At 65.2% G+C, this 19862-nt stretch carries 20 protein-coding genes and 1 pseudogene; 11 read left to right on the plus strand and 10 right to left on the minus strand.

The window, feature by feature from the left end; genetic code table 11:
• Positions 1-6: 6 nt before the first annotated feature.
• The 3 genes from QM470_RS12600 to QM470_RS12610 all read left to right on the plus strand — a co-directional run bounded on the left by QM470_RS12600 (position 7) and on the right by QM470_RS12610 (position 3096).
• Positions 7-330: a DUF4212 domain-containing protein gene (locus tag QM470_RS12600; RefSeq protein ID WP_066539111.1), complete on the plus strand. Its 324-nt coding sequence runs from the start codon at positions 7-9 to the stop codon at positions 328-330.
• Positions 314-2422: a VC_2705 family sodium/solute symporter gene (locus QM470_RS12605; RefSeq protein ID WP_066539504.1), complete on the plus strand. Its 2109-nt coding sequence runs from the start codon at positions 314-316 to the stop codon at positions 2420-2422. The genes QM470_RS12600 and QM470_RS12605 overlap by 17 nt, the downstream gene beginning before the upstream one ends.
• Before the next feature lie 182 nt (positions 2423-2604).
• Positions 2605-3096: a hypothetical protein gene (locus QM470_RS12610; protein ID WP_283339504.1), complete on the plus strand. Its 492-nt coding sequence runs from the start codon at positions 2605-2607 to the stop codon at positions 3094-3096.
• An 81-nt stretch (positions 3097-3177) separates the two neighbouring features.
• Here QM470_RS12610 and QM470_RS12615 read toward each other — a convergent pair whose 3' ends face one another.
• The 3 genes and pseudogenes from QM470_RS12615 to QM470_RS12625 form a co-directional block, all read right to left on the minus strand.
• Positions 3178-3531 carry an FKBP-type peptidyl-prolyl cis-trans isomerase gene (locus QM470_RS12615; RefSeq protein ID WP_225608792.1) on the minus strand — a complete coding sequence of 118 codons (354 nt, stop codon included), beginning with the start codon at positions 3529-3531 and terminating at the stop codon, positions 3178-3180.
• A pseudogene (locus QM470_RS12620) lies at positions 3523-3870 on the minus strand (FKBP-type peptidyl-prolyl cis-trans isomerase); the annotation flags it as partial. The pseudogene QM470_RS12620 and the gene QM470_RS12615, both read right to left, overlap by 9 nt.
• A gap of 111 nt (positions 3871-3981) precedes the next feature.
• Positions 3982-4287 carry a winged helix-turn-helix transcriptional regulator gene (locus tag QM470_RS12625; protein ID WP_066539105.1) on the minus strand — a complete coding sequence of 102 codons (306 nt, stop codon included), beginning with the start codon at positions 4285-4287 and terminating at the stop codon, positions 3982-3984.
• Positions 4288-4716: 429 nt separating this feature from the next.
• Here QM470_RS12625 and QM470_RS12630 point away from each other — a divergent pair, with 429 nt between their 5' ends.
• From QM470_RS12630 to QM470_RS12640, 3 genes are all read left to right on the plus strand, one after another.
• Entirely contained in the window at positions 4717-5952 is a 1236-nt protein-coding gene (locus QM470_RS12630) for a CaiB/BaiF CoA transferase family protein (protein WP_283339505.1), read from the plus strand.
• Positions 5953-5999: 47 nt separating this feature from the next.
• Entirely contained in the window at positions 6000-6956 is a 957-nt protein-coding gene (gene xerD, locus QM470_RS12635) for a site-specific tyrosine recombinase XerD (RefSeq protein WP_283339506.1), read from the plus strand.
• 106 nt (positions 6957-7062) lie between these two features.
• Positions 7063-8043 carry a Bug family tripartite tricarboxylate transporter substrate binding protein gene (locus QM470_RS12640; protein ID WP_066539102.1) on the plus strand — a complete coding sequence of 327 codons (981 nt, stop codon included), beginning with the start codon at positions 7063-7065 and terminating at the stop codon, positions 8041-8043.
• Positions 8044-8262: 219 nt separating this feature from the next.
• Here the strand turns inward: QM470_RS12640 and QM470_RS12645 are convergent, their stop codons facing one another.
• Positions 8263-9528, minus strand: coding sequence for an EAL and HDOD domain-containing protein (locus QM470_RS12645; protein WP_083520513.1), 1266 nt, complete (start codon positions 9526-9528; stop codon positions 8263-8265).
• Between the two features lie 87 nt (positions 9529-9615).
• Positions 9616-10425, minus strand: coding sequence for a ferritin-like domain-containing protein (locus tag QM470_RS12650; RefSeq protein WP_283339507.1), 810 nt, complete (start codon positions 10423-10425; stop codon positions 9616-9618).
• 47 nt (positions 10426-10472) lie between these two features.
• Between QM470_RS12650 and QM470_RS12655 the strand changes: the two genes are divergently transcribed.
• A complete protein-coding gene (locus tag QM470_RS12655; RefSeq protein WP_066539098.1) occupies positions 10473-11000 on the plus strand; it encodes a gamma carbonic anhydrase family protein in 528 nt (175 codons plus the stop codon).
• A 31-nt stretch (positions 11001-11031) separates the two neighbouring features.
• Positions 11032-12027 (plus strand): Hsp33 family molecular chaperone HslO, encoded by a 996-nt coding sequence (gene hslO, locus QM470_RS12660; RefSeq protein WP_066539096.1) that lies wholly within the window; start codon positions 11032-11034, stop codon positions 12025-12027.
• A 239-nt stretch (positions 12028-12266) separates the two neighbouring features.
• Here hslO and QM470_RS12665 read toward each other — a convergent pair whose 3' ends face one another.
• The 5 genes from QM470_RS12665 to pyrG form a co-directional block, all read right to left on the minus strand.
• A complete protein-coding gene (locus QM470_RS12665; RefSeq protein ID WP_283339508.1) occupies positions 12267-12812 on the minus strand; it encodes a hypothetical protein in 546 nt (181 codons plus the stop codon).
• Positions 12813-13063: 251 nt separating this feature from the next.
• Complete coding sequence (locus tag QM470_RS12670) at positions 13064-13342, minus strand: FtsB family cell division protein (RefSeq protein ID WP_066539093.1); 279 nt, start codon at positions 13340-13342, stop codon at positions 13064-13066.
• Positions 13343-13382: 40 nt separating this feature from the next.
• Entirely contained in the window at positions 13383-14669 is a 1287-nt protein-coding gene (gene eno, locus QM470_RS12675; RefSeq protein WP_283339509.1) for a phosphopyruvate hydratase, read from the minus strand.
• Positions 14670-14841: 172 nt separating this feature from the next.
• Positions 14842-15699, minus strand: a complete 858-nt coding sequence (gene kdsA / locus QM470_RS12680; RefSeq protein WP_283339510.1) for a 3-deoxy-8-phosphooctulonate synthase — start codon at positions 15697-15699, stop codon at positions 14842-14844.
• A gap of 36 nt (positions 15700-15735) precedes the next feature.
• Positions 15736-17394: a CTP synthase gene (gene pyrG, locus QM470_RS12685; protein ID WP_066539084.1), complete on the minus strand. Its 1659-nt coding sequence runs from the start codon at positions 17392-17394 to the stop codon at positions 15736-15738.
• A gap of 106 nt (positions 17395-17500) precedes the next feature.
• On the opposite strand from pyrG, the gene coaBC reads away from it, so the two are divergent.
• From coaBC to dut, 3 genes are all read left to right on the plus strand, one after another.
• Positions 17501-18727 (plus strand): bifunctional phosphopantothenoylcysteine decarboxylase/phosphopantothenate--cysteine ligase CoaBC, encoded by a 1227-nt coding sequence (gene coaBC / locus QM470_RS12690; protein WP_283339511.1) that lies wholly within the window; start codon positions 17501-17503, stop codon positions 18725-18727.
• Between the two features lie 41 nt (positions 18728-18768).
• Positions 18769-19275, plus strand: coding sequence for a hypothetical protein (locus QM470_RS12695; RefSeq protein WP_280012739.1), 507 nt, complete (start codon positions 18769-18771; stop codon positions 19273-19275).
• A 123-nt stretch (positions 19276-19398) separates the two neighbouring features.
• On the plus strand, positions 19399-19848 hold the full coding sequence (dut, locus tag QM470_RS12700) for a dUTP diphosphatase (protein WP_066539080.1): 450 nt from the start codon (positions 19399-19401) through the stop codon (positions 19846-19848).
• Positions 19849-19862 lie beyond the last annotated feature (14 nt).

Raw genomic sequence — 19862 nt, forward strand, 5'->3', positions numbered from 1 at the left:
TGCTTTGTGAATCGGGACGATCTTCCGCATGAAGCACCGGTCGCCGGCGGGGGCACGTTTGCCCCCGACCTGCACGATATCCACCACCTGTGGCTCAAGGCATTGTTGCTGGCGGTCTGGGTGGTGGTGTCGTTTGGGGCCTGCTTCTATGCGCGCGAGCTGCAGGCCTGGGCCGAAGGCTGGCCGCTGGGGTATTGGATGGCCGCCCAAGGGGCAGTCCTGATGTTCATTGTCCTGGTGCTCGTTTACTGTGTCGCCATGGATCAGTTTGAACGCAATGACGCTGCGCGCCGCCGCGCCCAGGCAGCACGCCATGGCCGGCCCCAGTAATTCCGATTTCGCCTCCACCACCATCCCTTCCAGCTACCTTTGGCGCCTGCACCGCATGCTGGCGCTGTATGTGCTGGGGGTGCTGGCATTTCTGGGCACCATGGTCTGGGCCGAGGAGCAGGGCCTGGCACGGCACTGGATCGGCCCCATCTTCCTGTTCACCACGGTGATGGTGTACGCGGGCATCGGCGTCTACGCCCGCACCAGCAACCCGGAAGACTATTACGTGGCCGGGCGGCGCATTCCGCCCATGTACAACGGCATGGCGGCTGCGGCCGACTGGATGAGTGCCGCCTCCTTCATCAGCCTGTCGGGTGCGCTGTACCTGCAGGGCTTTGGCGGGACCCCCGGGCAACCCGGCGGCCTGGCCTATCTGCTGGGCTGGACGGGCGGCTTTTGCTTGGTGGCCATGCTGATTGCCCCCCATCTGCGCGCCATGCGGCTGTACACGGTGCCGGACTTCTTCCAGGTGCGTTTTGGCGGGCGCTGGCCGCGCATTCTGGCGGCGCTGGCCACGGTGGTCTGCTCCTTCACCTATGTGGTGGCGCAGATCTATGGGGTGGGCCTGATTGCGTCGCGGCTGACGGGGGTGCAGTTCGAGATCGGCATCATGCTGGGCCTGGGCGGGGTGCTGCTGTGCTCCTTTCTGGGCGGCATGCGGGCCATCACCTGGACCCAGGTGGCGCAGTATGTGGTGATCTTGCTGGCCTTCCTGATTCCGGTGTCCTGGCTGGCCTACAAGCAGCTGGGCAACCCGGTGGCGGCCGTGGCCTACGGTGCGCAGCTGGGCAAGATTGCGGTGCTGGAAGAGCAGTTGCTGGAATCGTCGGCCGAACAGGAGGTGCAGGATGCCTACCTGCGCCGTGCCGAGTTGCTGCAGCGCAAGCTGGCGGCGCTGCCCCAGTCGCTGGACCTGGAGCGCGCGCAGCTGGCGGAACGGCTGCGCATTCTGCGGGCCGAGCGCGGGGAGTTGAGCGACATCGTGATGGCCAGCCGCGAGTACGCCGCCTTGCCGCGCGATGCGGACCAGGCCCGGGAGCGCTGGACGCGGGAGGTGGCGGAGAACCTGGAGCGCGCCAAGCCGCTGGGCGGCCTGCCACGGCACAGCCAGCCGTTCACCGGCGACCCGGACGGCACGCCGGCGCAGCAGGCGGAATACCAGGATGCACGCATCAACTTTCTGGCCCTGATGTTCTGCCTGATGGTGGGCACGGCGGGCCTGCCGCATCTGCTGACCCGCTACTACACGGCGCCGTCGGTGTCGGGGGCGCGCACCTCGGTGGCATGGACCCTGTTCTTCATCGGTCTGCTGTACCTGACGGCGCCGGCGCTGGCGGCGCTGGTGAAGTACGAGGTCATGAACAACCTGGTGGGTGTGCGGTTCGATGAGCTGCCGGCCTGGATGGGGCAATGGGCACGGGTGGATGCATCGCTGCTGTCGGTGGAAGACATGAATGGCGACGGCCGCGTGCAGTTTGGCGAAATCCGACTGGGTGCGGATCTGATCATGCTGGCCACGCCGGAGATTGCGGGACTGCCGTTTGTTGTGTCGGGGCTGGTGGCCGCAGGGGGGCTGGCGGCGGCCCTGTCCACGGCCGACGGTTTGCTGCTGGCCATCAGCAATGCGCTGGTGCGGGACCTGTATTTCCATGCCCGGCCGCGGCGCATGGTGCCGGAGCAGCGGGTGATCCTGTCCAAGTTCGCGCTGCTGGCGGTGGCGCTGGCGGCGGCGTTTGTGGCCGGTCGGCGTTCGTCGGACATCCTGCCCATGGTGACGGCCTCGTTCTCGCTGGCGGCCTCGGCCTTTGTGCCGGTGATGGTGCTGGGCATTTTCTGGCGCGGCACCACCCGCCAGGGCGCCTTGGCAGGCATGCTGGGCGGGCTGGTGGTGGCGCTGTACTACATGCTCTCGCACGCGTCGCTGGTGAAGGCGTGGCTGCCCCATGTGTTGCTGGCTGATGGGCTGTGGTTCGGCATCCAGCCCGTCTCGGCCGGGGTGTTCGGCGTGCCGGCCGGGCTGCTGCTGGCATGGGGTGTGAGTTGGCTGACGCGTACCCGCGCGCCCGTACCGCGCCCCTACGGCCCCTTGTGAGACGGCGCGGGTGCGCTGGTGGTCGGAACTGCCGGCACGCGGGATTTGATGTGCCGCAACACCTGCTGCATTGTCCCTTTGCGAAAGGGGGCGGGCGTGGGAAGCTGCATGCCAGTCACTGCGCATCCCGTAGCGGATGCCGCAAGGGCTTGGTTTCATGAGCACCATCCCAGGAGGGCAGCATGATCTTGGTTCCCACTTCAAGCGGCCGGCAGGCCCTGGCCGTACAGGACGCCCTGTTCACGCCCAGCATGCACACCGTCTTCATGCTGTGCGACGGGCAGCGCAGCATGGGCCAGGTATTGGGTGCCACGGCCGGTCTGGGGGCAACGTCCGAGGATGTGCGCACCTTGCTGGAGCTGGGGTGGCTGCGGGCCGGGACGCAGCAGGAAACGGCGGCCTCCGCCATGGATGCGCGCACGGCCAGCCTGGCGCTGGAGCATGCGCGGTATGTGGAAGGCTACCGCTGGGCGCGGCAGCTGACCACGGGGCTGGGACTGCGGGGCTTGCGTCTGCTGCTGGCCATTGAGTCCGCCACCGACTACCAGCAGCTGGCGTCGCTGGTGCCGCGGATCCGTGATGCCGTGGGGTCCGCGCGGGCCGCAGTGCTGGAGCTGGTGCTGTTTGGCGATGTGCAGGAGAAGGCTGTACCGCCTTCGCGTGCGTCGTGGTAGCTTGGGTTGCAGGATGCAAAAAAGGCGCCCAAAGGCGCCTTTTTTTGTCTGGACCGCCTGGTGCGATACGGGCCGGGCAGATCAGACCGCCAGCAGTTCCACTTCGAAGCGCAGTGTGGCATGGGGAGGGATCACGCCGCCCGCGCCACGGGCGCCATAGCCCATTTCCGAGGGGATGATCAGGGTGCGCTTGCCGCCCACCTTCATGCCTTGCACGCCCTTGTCCCAACCCTTGATGACCATGCCGGCACCCAGCTGGAAGACGAAGGGGTCGTTGCGGTCCAGGCTGGAGTCGAACTTGGCGCCTTGTTCGCCATTGTTGTAGAGCCAGCCGGTGTAGTGCACCGTCACGCGCTTGCCGCGTGTGGCTTCGGCACCGTCACCCACAACGGTGTCTTCGATCTGGAGCACCGGTGCAGCCTTGGTGGACAGCAGCTCCACTTCGAACTTCAGGGTGGCATTGGGAGGGATCACGCCGCCGGCGCCGCGCTCGCCGTAGCCGAGTTCTGCGGGGATGATCAGGGTGCGCTTGCCGCCCACCTTCATGCCTTGCACGCCTTCATCCCAGCCGCGGATGACCATGCCTTCGTCCAGGGAGAACTCGAACGGCTCGCGGCGGTCCTTGCTGGAGTCGAACTTGGCGCCTTGTTCGCCATTGTTGTAGAGCCAGCCGGTGTAGTGCACCTTGACGTCAGCGCCGCTGATGGCTTCGGCGCCTTCGCCCACAACGGTGTCTTCATACTGCAGGCCAGAGGCGGTGGTGGTCAGGGCCATGGGGTGTCCTTGGAGATCGTCAATAAAGAAATCAGGCCTGCAGGGCATGCCCCGGGCCTGATGCATACCTGTACGCACCTTCGGTGCGCCAGATGCGAAAGGTGCGACAGCTTACTTCTTGGCGCGCGCGGCTGCCCAGCGTGTGGCAAAAGCCTGCACATCGCTGAGGCGCTTGAGCAGGTCATGGCCCTGGGTGGTGACGGTGTAACCGTCGCTGCCATGCTCCAGCAGACCACATTCGCGCAGTTCCTTGATACGGGTGTTCAGCGTGTTGGGGGTGATGCCCCCCACGCTGTCCTGCAGCAAGCGGAAGGTCTGTGGGTGTCCGTCGCGCAAAGCCCACAGCACGCGGAGTGCATAACGGCATTCCAACTTTTCGAACAGCTGGTTGATGGCGGCGTTTTCCTTGGAGCTCATAGACGCTTCTCCTTGCGCATGTCGTTGATGGAGGACTGGGGCAGCGGATCCCCCGTACCAAGTCGGAATGAATATAGCGTGGATCGCATTCTGCTACAAGTTTGGTAGCTCTATACGTAGAGCAATCAGGCAAACGGGTCAGAAATGGCTCAAAAACGGCGCAAGTGTTGCAACCGGACCACGTCCGTTGGAGACGTCGGGTGTTTGTCGGACACGCGGGTGCGCTCCAGTGCACTTGCAGGGCGCGCGCGTTTGGGGATGCGGCGGCTTCCCAAATGCCGGGGCCGGCAGCTGCAGGCGCTTTCTACAATGGGCCGCTGGTTGTGGGCGTGCTCCCAGAGTCCGTGGGCATGGGGGTGTGGGCCGCAGGCGCGCAGGCCCTGCCTGCGGTCGGCGGCGCCCCGTCTTGTGGCTTTTTCTTGGTACTTCATGGCTTCTTCTTCCGATATTCCCCTGGACACCGCTGCGGCGGCTGCCGACCGGCCCCTGCCTTTGCAAGGCCTGCGCGTGGTGGAGTTTTCCCACATGGTGATGGGGCCGTCGTGCGGCATGGTGCTGGCCGACCTGGGGGCGGAGGTGATCAAGGTGGAGCCGGTGGAAGGCGACCGCACGCGCCATCTGCTGGGTGCGGGCGCGGGCTTTTTCCCCATGTTCAACCGCAACAAGAAGAGCATCGCCATTGACCTGCGCAGCGCCGAAGGCCTGCAGGCCGCCATCCGGCTGGCGGCATCGGCCGATGTGGTGCTGCAGAACTTCAAGCCCGGGGTGATGAAGAAATACGGGCTGGACTACGCCACGCTGAGCCAGCTGAATCCGGGACTGATCTATGTGAACCACACCGGCTTTCTGCCAGGGCCCTACGAGCACCGTACGGCGCTGGACGAGGTGGTGCAGATGATGGGCGGTCTGGCCTATATGACAGGCCGCCCGGGCGACCCGCTGCGTGCCGGCACCAGCGTGAACGACATCATGGGCGGCATGTTTGGCGCCATTGGTGCCATGGCAGCGCTGATGCAGCGCGCCCAGACGGGCAAGGGCCAGGAGATCGACTCCGCCCTGTTCGAGAACAATGTCTTCCTGGTCGGCCAGCACATGATGCAGTACGCCGTGACGGGACAGGCGGCGGCCCCCATGCCGGACCGCATTTCGTCCTGGGCCATGTACGACGTGTTCACCGCCCAGGATGGGGAACAGATTTTTCTGGCCGCCGTCAGCGATGCCCAATGGCGCACTTTCTGCGATGCCATGGGTTATACCGATCTGAAGAACGACCCGCAGCTGCAGACCAACAATGACCGTGTGCGTGCCCGCTCCACGATGATGCCGGTGCTGCGCGAGCGGCTGGCCCAGCATACGGCGGCCGCGCTGGCGGCCATCTTCGAGCAGCACCAGCTGCCATTCGCGCCCATCTCCCGGCCGGAACAGCTGTTCGATGACCCGCACCTGAATGCCACGGGCTGCCTGGCGGACGTGGTGCTGACCGATGGCGAGCGCGCCGGACAGACGGTGCGCACCACGCTGCTGCCGCTGCGCATGGACGGCCAGCGCCTGCCGGTGCGCTGCAGCCCGCCCGCCGTGGGCGAGCACACGGCGGTGCTGCTGCAGGGGCTGGGGTACGGGGCGGACGAGATTGCGCAGCTGCAATCCTGCGGTGCCGTGGCCTGAGTGCTGCCGGGGCGGCTGCACAATGGCGCCCCAGGAGTGAACAGTCCATGACGGAACCGAAAACAGCGCAAGCAGACACCGGCGATGCGGGGGGCGACGGCCTGGATGCCGCCAGCCAGGCCGCGGTGGATGCCTTTGTCGAAGCGCTGTGGCTGGAAGATGGCCTGGCAGACAACAGCCTGCAGGCGTACCGCCGGGATTTGACGCAGTACCTGCGCTGGCTGCAGCAGGCTTTTCCGGGGGTGTCCCTGGATGCTTCGGCCGAGGAACACCTGCAGGCCTATCTGGCACACCGTCTGGATCTGCGCAGCAAGGCCACGTCGGCCAACCGCTGCCTGAGCGTGCTGCGCCGCTATTTTCAATGGGCGCTGCGCGAAGCGCGCATCCACCAGGATCCGGTGGTGCGTCTGCAGCCGGCCAAGCAGCCGCAGCGTGTGCCGCACACCCTGACGGCCGAGCAGGTGGAACGTTTGCTGCAGGCTCCGGACCTGGGCAACCCGCTGGGCTTGCGCGACCGGGCCATGCTGGAGCTGCTGTATGCCTGCGGCCTGCGGGTGAGCGAGCTGGTGGGCCTGCCGCTGTTCCAGATCGACCTGCGGGCCGGGGTGCTGCGGGTGATGGGCAAGGGCAGCAAGGAACGGCTGGTGCCGTTCGGCCAGGAAGCCCAGCATTGGCTGGAGCAGTACCTGGCGCAGGGGCGCGCCGACCTGCTGGCCGGTCAGCACAGCGATGCGGTGTTTGTCACCCGGCGTGGCAGCGGCATGACGCGGGTGATGTTCTGGACGCTGGTGAAAAAGTATGCCGCCATCGCCGGCATCACGGCGCCGCTGTCGCCGCACACGCTGCGCCATGCCTTTGCCACCCATTTGCTCAACCACGGCGCAGACCTGCGCGTGGTGCAGATGCTGCTGGGCCATGCGGACATTTCCACCACCACCATCTACACCCATGTGGCGCGCGAGCGCCTGCGCCAGCTGCATGCCACGCACCACCCGCGGGGGTGAGCGCCAGGGCGGTGCCCCCTGCCGTGGCTTGAAGAATTACTAAACCCGCATAAGCGGTTTTACAGTTTGAAAGAAAATTGCAAGGTTTATGCAATCCGGAGTTTCCATGACTGATTCCCTGCGCCGTGGTCTGCTGGCTGCGGCTGTGCTCGCCGCCACTGTGCCTGCCCTGTCTGTGGCCGCTGAAGCCTGGCCGACCAAGCCCATCCGCATGGTGGTGTCCTACCCTGCTGGCGGCGTGAGCGACAACGTGGCGCGCGCACTGGGCGACAAGCTGTCGGCCCAGCTGGGCCAGACCGTGGTGATCGAGAACAAGGCCGGTGCTGGCGGTGCGATCGGTCTGGACCAGGTGGCCAAGTCTCCGGCCGACGGTTACACCCTGGGCTTTTCGTCCATCAGTCCGCTGGCGCTGAGCCCCCACCTGGGCAAGATGGCCTTCGATCCGCTCAAGGACATCGCCCCGGTGGCCAGCGTCATGTACTCGCCCATTCTGATTCTGGGCACCAAGGCCAACAAGGCGGCCAACTTTGCCGCGCTGATGGAACAGTCGCGCAAGGACCCGGGTGTGGTGCGCTGGGCCACGGCCGGTCTGGCATCGCTGGGCCATATCGTGCTGGAGCAGGTGCGCCACCAGGCCAAGGTGGACATCACCCACGTGCCCTACAAGGGCGGCGGTCAACAGATGAATGACGGCCTGGGCGGTCAGTACGAGATCCTGTCCACCAATGCCAGCCCCACGGTGATGCCCCACATCAAGAGCGGCAGCCTGACGCCGCTGGCCGTGGGTGCGCCCAAGCGCCTGGATTCGCTGCCCAAGGTGCCCACCCTGGCCGAATTGGGCTACCCCGCGGCCAACAGCACCTCGCTGTTCGGCATCTTCGCCCCGGCCGGTACCCCCAAGGCGGTGCTCGACCGCCTGAACGCCGAAATCAACAAGGCACTGGCCGAGCCCGATATCCAGCAGCGCCTGAAGGCCAGCGACAACGTGCCCACCGGTGGCACGGCCGCAGCGTTTGCCAAGCAGATCGCAGCGGAATCGGTGGAGAACGCCAAGATCATCAAGGCCGCCAGCATCACGCTGCAGTAAGCGAAGCGGTTGGTCGTTTCTCCCCGAAAAAGCACTGCCTGGCAGTGCTTTTTTCATGGCCGGGTGTTGCATCCGCCGCGTGCATGCACGGCTTTCCGGGCGGCTGCTCCGACGGGGGGCGGGGAGCAGCGCTGGTGAACGGGGTCGGTCGCTGCAGGCCTTCGTTCATGGCGGGCGGATGCAGGGCGGGCCTTGCACCGCCCATGGGGAGCGCAGGATTCAGGTCGTGGACAGATTGTCCGTCCATGCCAGCGCCTGCAGGTGCGCCAGATTGATCTGCGGATCGCTCAGCCGCGACAAGGTGGCAGAGCGGTCGTGCAGCAGCGGGCTGCAATCCTCGCAGGCACGCGTCAGCTCCAGCAGCTCGCCCAGAACGCCTTCGTTGCGCAGCAGGGCCGCACCCACGGCATCGGGCACATTCACCAGGTTGAGCGTGGCCTGCATGGGAATGTTCAGCATCACGTCCAGCAGCGAGAACACGCCCACCACAAAGGCCTGGTCGGCCTCGTCCTCACCCAACAGTTCCAGGGCCAGCAGCTCCATCAGGCGCCCGCGCACCACGGCGGTTTGGCCCACCGACGAGGGCAGGTTGCCGAACTTGGAGGCCGTCAGCAGCAGCGCGGCCCAGCGGAACATCTTTTTCAGTCCCAGGATCAGGACGGCCTGGCGGAAGGAGGTGATTTCCCGTGCCATGCCCAGGCCGGCCGAGTTGATCAGCCGCATCAGATTGAAGGCCAGGCCGGCATCTTTCTTCAGCACGGCCTCGATGGCCTCCGGATGCGCCTGCTGGCGCAGCAGGTTGATCAGCTGGATGATGCTGGCCTGGGCCGGGGCCAGCAGGCGGGCTTCCACCAGCGCAGGGCGGGCAAACCAGTAGCCCTGGAACAGGCGGATGCCCATGTCCTGCAGCAGGTGGTAGTGCTGGGCGCTTTCCACTTTCTCGGCAATGATCTGGGCCTTGGTGTGGCGCTGGGCATAGCCCACCAGCACGGCGAGCTGTTCCGGGCGCAGCACGCCCAGGTCCAGCTTGATGTAGTCGGCCAGCGGCAGCCAGGCGGCGTAGGCCGATTCCAGCACCTTGTGGCCAAACGCCAGCTGAAAGCCCCGGTTGCGCAGCGCTTGCAGAATGGGCAGGCGGGCCAGCACCTCGCTGCTGGCCACATGGCCCAGCATCTCCACCTCCAGCACCACCTTGTCGGAGCTGACCAGCTCCAGCTGGCCGCTGGCCATGCTTTCGTGCGAGCACTTCACGAAAATGGGTTTGGTGACGGCCGGATCGTCACCGCTGGCATGGGACATGGCCGCAAAGATCAGGCTGACATCGTTGGCCACGCCCAGACTGGCGGGGGCACGGGAGCGGCAGAACAGCTCGTAGCCCACGACTTCGCCCTGCTGGTCCACGATGGCCTGCCGCGCAATCATGGCGCCAGGAAGCGCCGCTTGCGCAGTGGGAGGGGGGGCAGAAGTCAAAGTGGACAGTGACATGGGGCGTGAAGGGTGGCGGGGCAGAAGTCGGTGCAGCAGGCGGCTGCGATCATGCCGCACACAGGCGGCGCTTGTCGATGTCCATGGTCAAGCAATTTGCTGGAGCCACAGCAGCTCGGTTTCGGTGAAGCCGGCCTGCTTGCGGGCGCTGGTGTTGAACGGCGGCCGCAGGCGCGGGGCTTCGTAGCGTACCGTGAGTTCGTGGTACAGCGATTCGGGATCCAGCCCCTGTTTGTCGCACAACCAGCGGTACCAGTGGTTGCCGATGGCGACATGACCCACTTCTTCGTGCAGGATGATGTCCAGAATGGCCACTGCCGCCAGGGCGTCGGGGGCGTGGGTGTTTCGCAGCTTGTTCTGGATCTGCGGGGTGGCGTCCAGCCCACGTGCTTCCAGGGTGCGGGGTACCAGGGCCATGCGGGCGGTGACGTCGTCCGAGGTCTTCTCGCACATGGTCCACATGCCCTGGTGGGCAGGGTGGTCGCCGTAGTCCTGGCCGTGGTGCTGGCGCAGGTGGTCGCGCAGCAGCAGAAAGTGTTTGCCTTCCTCGGAGGCCACGCGCAGCCAGTCGCGGTAGTAGTCGGGCGGCATGCCGGCAAAACGCCACATGGCGTCCAGCGCCAGGTTGATGGCGTTGAATTCGATATGGGCAATGGCGTGAATCAAGATGGCCCGGCCTTCGGGCGTGGCCGGGGAGCGGCGCGCCACTTCGGTGTGGTGGCGCAGCAGCGGGCGTTCGGGGCGGCCCGGCAGGCTGGCCGGGTCCACGGACGGCAGCTGGATATCGGCTGCTATGGAATAGTGAGCTTGCTGCGCATGCAGGTCAAGCACAGCAAGCGCTTTTTCTTCAGGGTCGGTGAGGCGCAAGACCTCCAATGCACGGTGGCGAAGCTCCATATTTACAATTTTAGGTTTCGCACTAAAACCAACGGAGACAGTCCCCCATGGCAATTTACGAACTGGACGGCGTGGCGCCGGTGATTTCCCCTTCGGCCTGGGTGGCCGACAGTGCCCAGGTGATGGGCCAGGTTGAATTGGGCGAAGACGCCAGCATATGGTTTGGAACGGTCGTCCGTGGTGACACGGACCGCATCACCATCGGGGCGGGAAGCAATATCCAGGATGCCAGCGTGCTGCATGCCGATTTTGGCTCGCCGCTGACCATCGGCCAGCATGTCACCGTGGGCCACCAGGTGATGCTGCATGGCTGCACGATTGGCGATGAATCGCTGATCGGCATCGGCGCCGTGGTGCTCAATGGGGCGAAAATCGGCAAGAACTGCCTGGTGGGGGCCGGCTCGCTGGTCACCGAAGGCAAGGAATTCCCCGATGGCTCCATGATTCTGGGCAGCCCCGCCAAGGTGGTGCGCCAGCTGAGCCCGGAACAGATCGAAGGCCTGCGCCAAAGCGCACGCCACTATGTACTGAACGCGCAGCGCTTTCACAAAGGCCTGCGCAAGCTCGGCGGATAAACGCCGGGCGTTTTTTGAGAAATGAGACAGCGTGTCTGAACTGCACAAATTCCTTTTTGACGGCCAGCCGGTGCGCGGCATGATCGTGCGCCTCACCGATGCCTGGCAGGAAATCCTGCGCCGCCGCGCCAGCAACACCGAAACCGGGGCCTATGCCGCCCCGGTGCGCGAGCTGCTGGGGGAAATGGCGGCGGCCGGCGTGCTGATGCAATCGAACATCAAGTTCAATGGCGCGCTGGTGCTGCAGGTGATGGGGGACGGCCCGGTCAAGCTGGTCGTGGCGGATGTGAATTCCGACCTGACGCTGCGCGCCACTGCCAATGTGCAAGGAGATGTGCCGGCAGGTGCCTCCTTGGCCGAGCTGGTGAATGTGCATGGCAGCGGCCGCTGCGCCATCACGCTGGACCCCAAGGACCGCCGCCCGGGTCAGCAACCCTACCAGGGCGTGGTGCCGCTGCAGGATGTGGATGGCAAGAAGTTCGCCCGCCTGTCGGATGCGCTGCAGTTCTACATGCTGCAGTCCGAGCAGCTGGACACCACCATCGTGCTGGCGGCCAACGAGGAAGTGGCCGCCGGTCTGATGATCCAGCGCATGCCTGTCAAGGGCGAGGCCAACCTGGCCGGTGCCACCGAGAGTGCCGAACAGGGCGATGACCGCAACGGTTTCAACGAGGACTACAACCGCATCGCCCATCTGGCCGCCAGCCTGACGCGCGATGAGCTGTTGACGCTGGACGTGGACACCATCCTGCACCGCCTGTTCTGGGAGGAGAAGCTGCTGCGCTTTGTGCCCCAGCAGGACGAGGAAGCCGGTCCCCGTTTTGCCTGCACCTGCAGCCGTGAACGCGTGCAGAACATGCTGCGTTCCTTGGGTCAGGACGAGGTGGACAGCATCGTCGCCGAACGCGGCAATGTGGAAGTGGGCTGCGACTACTGCGGCCAGCAGTACCACTTTGACGCGGTGGACGCGGCCCAGCTGTTTGCCGATGCGGCGGCGCAGCCGCCGGCATCCAACGCGGTGCAGTAAGCGCCTTGTCTGGGGGCAGGCTCGGTCCTGTCGGGTGGTCCCGATCGCTAAAAAGCCTTGCTTGCAAGGCTTTTTTCTTGTGCGTGCCATGGGGGAGCGGGCTATGCAGGCACTTTGTACCGAAGCAGCAACTGCTGCAGCGCTGAGCGTGGTGGCTTGCAGCGGCCATGGCCCATGGGGGCAGGCAGCGATGCTTTATTCATAGAGTTTGCCGTGCGTGTGCGGCAAACCGGTGGGGCTCAGGGCTGCCCTGCGTCGTTCCCTGGGCTCTTGCTGCCACCCAGCAGGCGTGAGAACAGGCGCTGCTCGCTGGCGGGGTCCACGCATTCCCGGCAACGCAGGTTGGGCCCATGGCCGTGCCGTAGCGCGCTGTCCACGTCGGGTCCGCTGCCCAGGGCGGCCGTATCGGGCAGCTGGGCAGCCAAGGCCTGCAGGCATTCCTGCAGCGCGCGCAGTTGCTGCGCTGGGGCGCCATAGAGCACCCGCAGGCAGGTGGTGCCATCCATCGCGTCCTGCATCAGCTGCTGGCGGCAGGCCTGCTCCAGCGCGCGCTCGGCGGCATCCGCCGATGCCGGTGTCGGCAGCCAGAACACTTGGCCGGTGGGCATGGGCTGCTGGGCCTCGGCCGTCCAATGGGCCAGCAGGCCGGCATCCACGAAGGGGGAGGGGGAGGGACGCCCGTCGGGCGGGCATGGCGCGCCGTCGGTGGCTGCGGCACCTGCCTGCGCCACACGCTGCCACAGCGCCTGCGGCTGGCTGCTGGCCGTACCGGCCACAGTGGCCAAGGGAAAAGGGGCAGGAAGCGGGGACATCGAGCGGGAGGTGTGGAGCCGTTTTCCGGGGCAAGCGGGACCTGGTGGGGCCGAAAAGCGGTGGCTGGTGGGGCCAGTGTAGAGGCGGTGGCTGTGGGGCGTGCTGCACCACACGGCATGGGGCCTGGGCGGGGCATGGTGGCCGCCAGCCGCTGTGCAGAAACGATAACGGCCTCTCAAGAGGCCGTTACAGGGAGGTGCGCGCAGGGGCGCGCCTGCGGCGATCAGGGCTTGGTGATCTGCACGTAGATCTCGTTGGGTTTGACCATGCCCAGTTCGCTGCGGGCTTTCTCTTCCACCATGTCCTTGCCCTCGCGCAGGTCCGACACTTCCGAGGTCAGCCGGTTGTTTTCCAGCCGGGCCACTTCGTTGGCGGACTTGATCTGCGCGATCTGGGTGCGCATCTCCTGCACATGGTCCATGCTGTAGCTGCCCAGCCAGAGCTGGGCGTGGACGATGGCCAGTATGGCCAGCAGTACCAGCGTGACAATGCGGTGAACCATGGTGCGGGGGAGGCGCTCGACTCAGTGAAAGGGCTGCGGATCAGCGCAGATTGTAGAAAGCAGCGCGGCCGGGGTATTCGGCCACATCACCCAGGTCTTCTTCGATGCGCAGCAGCTGGTTGTACTTGGCGATACGGTCGGAACGGCTCATGGAGCCGGTCTTGATCTGACCTGCATTCAGGCCGACAGCGATGTCGGCGATGGTGCTGTCTTCGGTTTCGCCCGAGCGGTGCGAGATCACGGCGGTGTAACCGGCGCGCTTGGCCATTTCGATGGCGGCGAAGGTTTCGGTCAGGGTGCCGATCTGGTTGATCTTGATCAGGATGGAGTTGGCAATGTGTTTTTCAATGCCTTCCTTCAGGATCTTGGTGTTGGTCACGAACAGGTCGTCACCCACCAGCTGCACCTTCTTGCCCAGGCGCTCGGTCAGGATCTTCCAGCCATCCCAGTCGCCTTCGTGCATGCCGTCTTCAATGGAGACGATGGGGTACTTGTCGCACCAGCCCGCCAGCATGTCGGTCCACTGGGTGGAGGTCAGCGTCATATTGCCTTCGCCGGCCAGCACATACATGCCGTCCTTGTAGAACTCGGAGGCTGCGCAGTCCAGGCCCAGGGCGATCTGCTCACCGGGCTTGTAGCCGGCATTTTCGATGGCTTCGATGATCAGCTGGATCGCCGCTTCGTGGTTTTCCACGGAAGGTGCGAAACCGCCTTCGTCGCCCACGGCTGTGGACATGCCCTTGTGGTGGATGATGGTCTTCAGTGCATGGAAGACCTCGGCGCCCCAGCGCACGGCTTCGCGGAAAGTCGGCGCACCCACGGGGATGATCATGAACTCTTGCAGGTCCAGGCTGTTGTTGGCGTGGGCACCACCGTTGATCACGTTCATCATGGGCACGGGCAGCTGCGTGCCGCCCATGCCGCCGAAATAGCGGTACAGGGGCAGACCGGCTTCTTCCGCGGCAGCGCGGGCCACGGCCATGGACACCGCCAGCATGGCGTTGGCGCCCAGGCGGCTCTTGTTGTCGGTGCCGTCCAGATCGATCAGGGTCTTGTCCAGGAAGGCCTGTTCGGAAGCATCCAGGCCCAGCACGGCCTCGGAAATTTCGGTGTTGATGTGCTCCACGGCCTTGAGCACGCCCTTGCCCAGGTAACGGCTCTTGTCGCCGTCACGCAGTTCGATGGCTTCGCGCGAGCCGGTGGAGGCGCCGCTCGGCACCGCAGCGCGGCCCATCACGCCGGATTCCAGCAGCACGTCGCATTCGACGGTGGGGTTGCCGCGGCTGTCCAGGACTTCGCGTCCTACGATGTCAACGATTGCACTCATGGTCTTCCTTTGAAGGTTTTTACAAATTCGTGTCCCAGAGGACTTGGCGGAATTCTCCGCCAACAGGGCCGTCCGGATACGCACCGACGGCGCTGTTTTGGATACGAAAAAGCACGCCGTGCGGGGCGTGCTTGGGTGTCGTTACCGGATGGCGTGCATGGTACGCGCTGCTTCAGGCTTCGAAGGCGTTTTCCAGGAAACCGTTGCGCTTGGTCACATCGTCCAAGGCCACCAGGGTTTCCAGCAGCGCCTTCATGTGCTTGAGCGGCACGGCGTTGGGGCCGTCCGACAGGGCGTTGCAGGGATCGGGGTGGGTTTCCATGAAGAGACCGGCCACGCCCACGGCTACGGCCGCACGGGACAGCACAGGCACCATCTCGCGCATGCCGCCGCTGCTGGTGCCGTTGCCGCCGGGCAGCTGCACGCTGTGCGTGGCGTCGAACACCACGGGGGCATTGGTCTCGCGCATGATGGCCAGAGAGCGCATGTCGCTGACCAGGTTGTTGTAGCCGAAGCTGGCGCCGCGTTCGCAGGCGGTGAAGCTGTCTTCAGGCAGGCCGGCTTCCTTGGCGGCGGCACGGGCCTTGTCGATGACGTTCTTCATATCGTGCGGGGCCAGGAACTGGCCCTTCTTGATATTGACCGGCTTGCCCGACTGGGCCACGGCGCGGATGAAGTCGGTCTGGCGGCACAGGAAGGCGGGCGTCTGCAGCATGTCCACGACGGACGCCACATGTGGCACTTCTTCCACGGTGTGCACATCAGTGAGCACCGGCACGCCGATTTCCTTCTTCACCTTGGCCAGGATTTCCAGGCCTTTTTCCATGCCCGGGCCGCGAAAGCTGGTGCCCGAGGAGCGGTTGGCCTTGTCAAAGCTGCTCTTGAACAGGAAATGGATGCCCAGGGAGGAGGTGATTTCCTTGAGCTGGCCCGCCACGTCCATCTGCAACTGCTCGGACTCGACCACGCAGGGTCCGGCGATCAGAAAAAAGCGTTGGTCCAGGCCAATGTCGAAGCCGCAGAGTTTCATGGCGGGTTTCCTTGTCGTATCCGGTCAAGTCGGCGCTCAGGCCTTCTTGCCCTTTTGCTTGCCGTCGACGGCTGCCTTGATGAAGGCATTGAACAGCGGGTGGCCATCCCAGGGGGTGGACTTGAACTCGGGGTGGAACTGCACGCCGATGTACCAGGGGTGCACGGCAGCCGGCAGCTCGACGATTTCCGTCAGCTGTTCACGCTGGGTCAGGGCCGAGATCACCAGACCCGCTGCACGCAGCTGGTCCAGATACTGGGTGTTGGCTTCATAGCGATGGCGGTGGCGTTCGGTGACCACGTCGCCGTAGATGCTGTGGGCCAGCGTGTCTTTCTGCACATCGGAGGACTGGGCGCCCAGGCGCATGGTGCCGCCCAGGTCGGAGTTCTCGTCGCGCGTCTTGATCGTCCCGTCCTCGTCCTTCCACTCGGTGATCAGGGCGATCACGGGGTTGGGGGTCTGGGGATCGAACTCGGTCGAGTTGGCGCCTTCCAGGCCTGCCACATGGCGTGCGTACTCGATGGTGGCCACTTGCATGCCCAGGCAGATGCCCAGGTAAGGCACCTTGTTCACACGGGCGAACTGGGCGGTGGAGATCTTGCCTTCCACGCCACGCGAACCGAAGCCACCGGGCACCAGGATGGCGTCGTACTTGGACAGCTCCTGCTTGGCGTTGGCGTCGGTGATGGTTTCCGAGTCCACGTGGGTGATCTTCACGCGCACATGGTTCTGCATGCCGGCGTGCTTGAGTGCTTCGTTGACCGACTTGTAGGCGTCGGACAGCTCCACATACTTGCCCACCATGGCCACATTCACTTCGCCTTGCGGGTGCTCGGTTTCGTAGACCAGGTCGTCCCAGCGCTTGAGCGTGGTGGGCGGGGTGTTCAGGCGCAGCTTGTCGCAGATCAGGCCGTCCAGGCCTTGCTCGTGCAGCATGCGGGGCACCTTGTAGATGGTGTCCACGTCCCACATGGAGATCACGCCCCACTCGGGCACGTTGGTGAACAGCGATATCTTGGCCTTTTCCTCTTCCGGCACCTGGTACTGGGCGCGACACAGCAGGGCGTCGGGCTGGATACCGATTTCGCGCAGCTTCTGCACCGTGTGCTGGGTGGGCTTGGTCTTGAGCTCACCGGCCGTGGCGATGTAGGGCAGGTAGGTCAGGTGGACGAAGGCCGAGTTGTTGGGGCCCAGCTTCAGCGCCAGCTGGCGCACGGCTTCCAGGAAGGGCAGGGACTCGATGTCGCCCACCGTGCCACCGATTTCGCAGATGGCCACATCCACGGCGTCATCGGTGCCGATGCCGGCGCCGCGCTTGACGTATTCCTGGATTTCATTGGTGACATGGGGGATGACCTGCACGGTCTTGCCCAGGTAGTCGCCGCGGCGTTCCTTCTCCAGCACGGACTGGTAGATACGGCCCGTGGTGAAGTTGTTGGTCTGCTTCATGCGGGTTTCGATGAAGCGCTCGTAGTGGCCGAGGTCCAGGTCGGTTTCAGCGCCGTCATCCGTCACAAACACTTCGCCGTGTTGGAAGGGCGACATGGTGCCGGGGTCCACGTTGATGTACGGGTCCAGCTTGATGAGGGTGACTTTGAGACCGCGCGATTCCAGGATCGCAGCAAGGGAGGCTGAGGCGATTCCCTTGCCCAGGGAAGACACCACACCGCCTGTGACGAAGACGAATTTGGTCATCTCTTCATTTTTTTGGTGGTGGTAAAGATGAATTATAGGTGCGAGCGGGTTCCCGCCGCTTGCCGACACGGAAATGCAGGGGCAAGCGTCTGCTACATTCGCCGCCATGAACGCGCTTGCTGGCAAACATGTGGTGCTGGGCCTCTCTGGAGGCGTGGCTTGTTACAAATCGGCCCATCTGTGCCGTCTGCTGACCAAGGCGGGCGCCACCGTGCAGGTGGTGATGACGGAGGCGGCCGAGCACTTCATCACCCCGGTGACCATGCAGGCCTTGTCCGGGCGCACGGTGTACGGTTCGCAGTGGGATGCCCGCGAGCCCAACAACATGCCGCACATCAACCTCAGCCGCGAGGCCGATGCCATCGTCATCGCGCCCTGTAGCGCGGATTTCATCGCCAAGCTGGCCCAGGGTCGTGCCGATGAGCTGCTGAGCCTGATGTGTCTGGCCCGTCCCATTGACCGCATTCCGCTGCTGCTGGCGCCGGCCATGAACCGTGAAATGTGGGCCCACCCGGCCACGCAGCGCAATCTGGCCCAGGTGGCGGCCGACGGCGCCCTGGTGCTGGGTGTGGGCGTGGGTGACCAGGCCTGCGGCGAAACCGGCGATGGCCGCATGCTGGAGCCCGAAGAGCTGCTGGAAGACCTGCAGGCTTTTTTTGCGCCCAAGGTGCTGCACGGCAAAAAGCTGTTGATCACGGCGGGCCCCACGTTCGAAGCCATCGATCCGGTGCGGGGCATCACCAACCTGTCCAGCGGCAAGATGGGCTTTGCGATTGCTGCAGCGGCCCAGGCGGCAGGGGCGGAGGTGACCCTGGTCGCCGGCCCGGTGCATCTGCCCACGCCGCGCGGTGTGCAGCGCATCAATGTGCAGTCGGCCCAGCAGATGCTGGCGGCCGTGCAGTCCCAGGTCGGGCCTGCGGATGTGTTCATCGCCACCGCCGCCGTGGCGGACTGGCGCCCCGCCAATACGGCCGACCAGAAGATCAAGAAAGACGGCTCGGGCGAAGTGCCGGCGCTGGCTTTTGTGGAGAACCCCGACATCCTGGCCACCGTGGCCCAATCTGCCCGTGCCCGGAGCGGTGCCTTGTACTGTGTGGGTTTTGCGGCCGAAAGCCACGATCTGCTGCAGCACGCCATGGCCAAGCGCCTGCGCAAGGACGTGCCCCTGCTGGTGGGCAATATCGGCCCGGCCACGTTTGGTCAGGACGACAACGCCTTGCTGCTGGTGGATGCCCAAGGCCACCGCGAGTTGCCGCGCGCGCCCAAGACCGAGCTGGGGGTGCAACTGGTGCAGGAGCTGGCGCGCCGCCTGGCCGCTGCTCCGGCGCGCTGAGCGCGTACCGCCCCTGTTGACCTGTTTGAAGATTTTTGCCCATGTACACCTCGAACTATGACGGCCCGCGTGGCGGCGACTATGTGCGCTATGTCGATTCCCTGCTGCGTGCCAGTCCGCTATACCGCAGTGCCTTCCATGGGCTGAACGCCGGCAACCGCAGTGACTTCACCGATGCGGGGGCCACCCCGGGCGCACAGCCGGCATCGGCGCTGGCGCGGGTGCGCGAAAAGGCGCAGGCAGCCGTGCAGCAGGCACAGGAAGCCCAGCGTGCAGGCCGGCCTGTGGCGCAAAAAGCGCAGCAGCGCAAGGCCCGCAATCCACGCAAGCAGCTGGAAGCGGAGCAGGCCGCCCGCCGCGCCGCGCAGCAGCAGGCCCAGGACAAGCCGGCCGCTGCATCCTGGTTCCGCATCACGCCCGGGCGCATCGTGTTTCTGGTGTTTCTGGCCATCCTCAGCATGGCGATTCCCGGCCTGGGTGCGCTGCTGCTGCTGTTCGGCATTGTCAGCGCGGTGCGCAAGGGCATCCGGTCCGCCGCCAAGGACTGAGCGATTCCCGAAATGCCGAGCCTGGCGGCACGGCACAATGCTGCCTTTGTTGTCTGACCGGCGGCAGAGCCCGGCCCATTCCCATGGCGCCATCGGCGCCTGCCGCCCGCTGTGAGTTTCCCCATGAATGTTGACCTGAAGATCCTGGATGCGCGCCTGCGCGAGAACATGCCCGCCTACGCCACGCCCGGCAGCGCCGGACTGGACCTGCGCGCCTGCCTGGATGCGCCGCTGACGCTGGAGCCCGGCCAATGGCAGCTGGTGCCCACCGGCATGGCCATTTACCTGAAAGACCCCGGCTACGCCGCCATGATCCTGCCGCGTTCGGGCATGGGTCACAAGCACGGCATCGTGCTGGGCAATCTGGTGGGTCTGATCGACAGCGACTACCAGGGCCAGCTGATGGTCAGCGCCTGGAACCGTTCCTCCACCGCGTTCACGCTGCAGCCCATGGACCGTCTGGCCCAGCTGGTGATCGTGCCGGTGGCACAGGCGCAGTTCAATCTGGTGGAAGAGTTTGCCGATACCAGCGAGCGCGGCGAAGGCGGCTACGGCTCCACTGGCAAGCAGTAAGCGCCCAGGGCGTT

Source organism: Comamonas sp. 17RB (assembly GCF_030056555.1).
Taxonomy (GTDB): Bacteria; Pseudomonadota; Gammaproteobacteria; order Burkholderiales; family Burkholderiaceae_C; genus Comamonas; species Comamonas terrigena.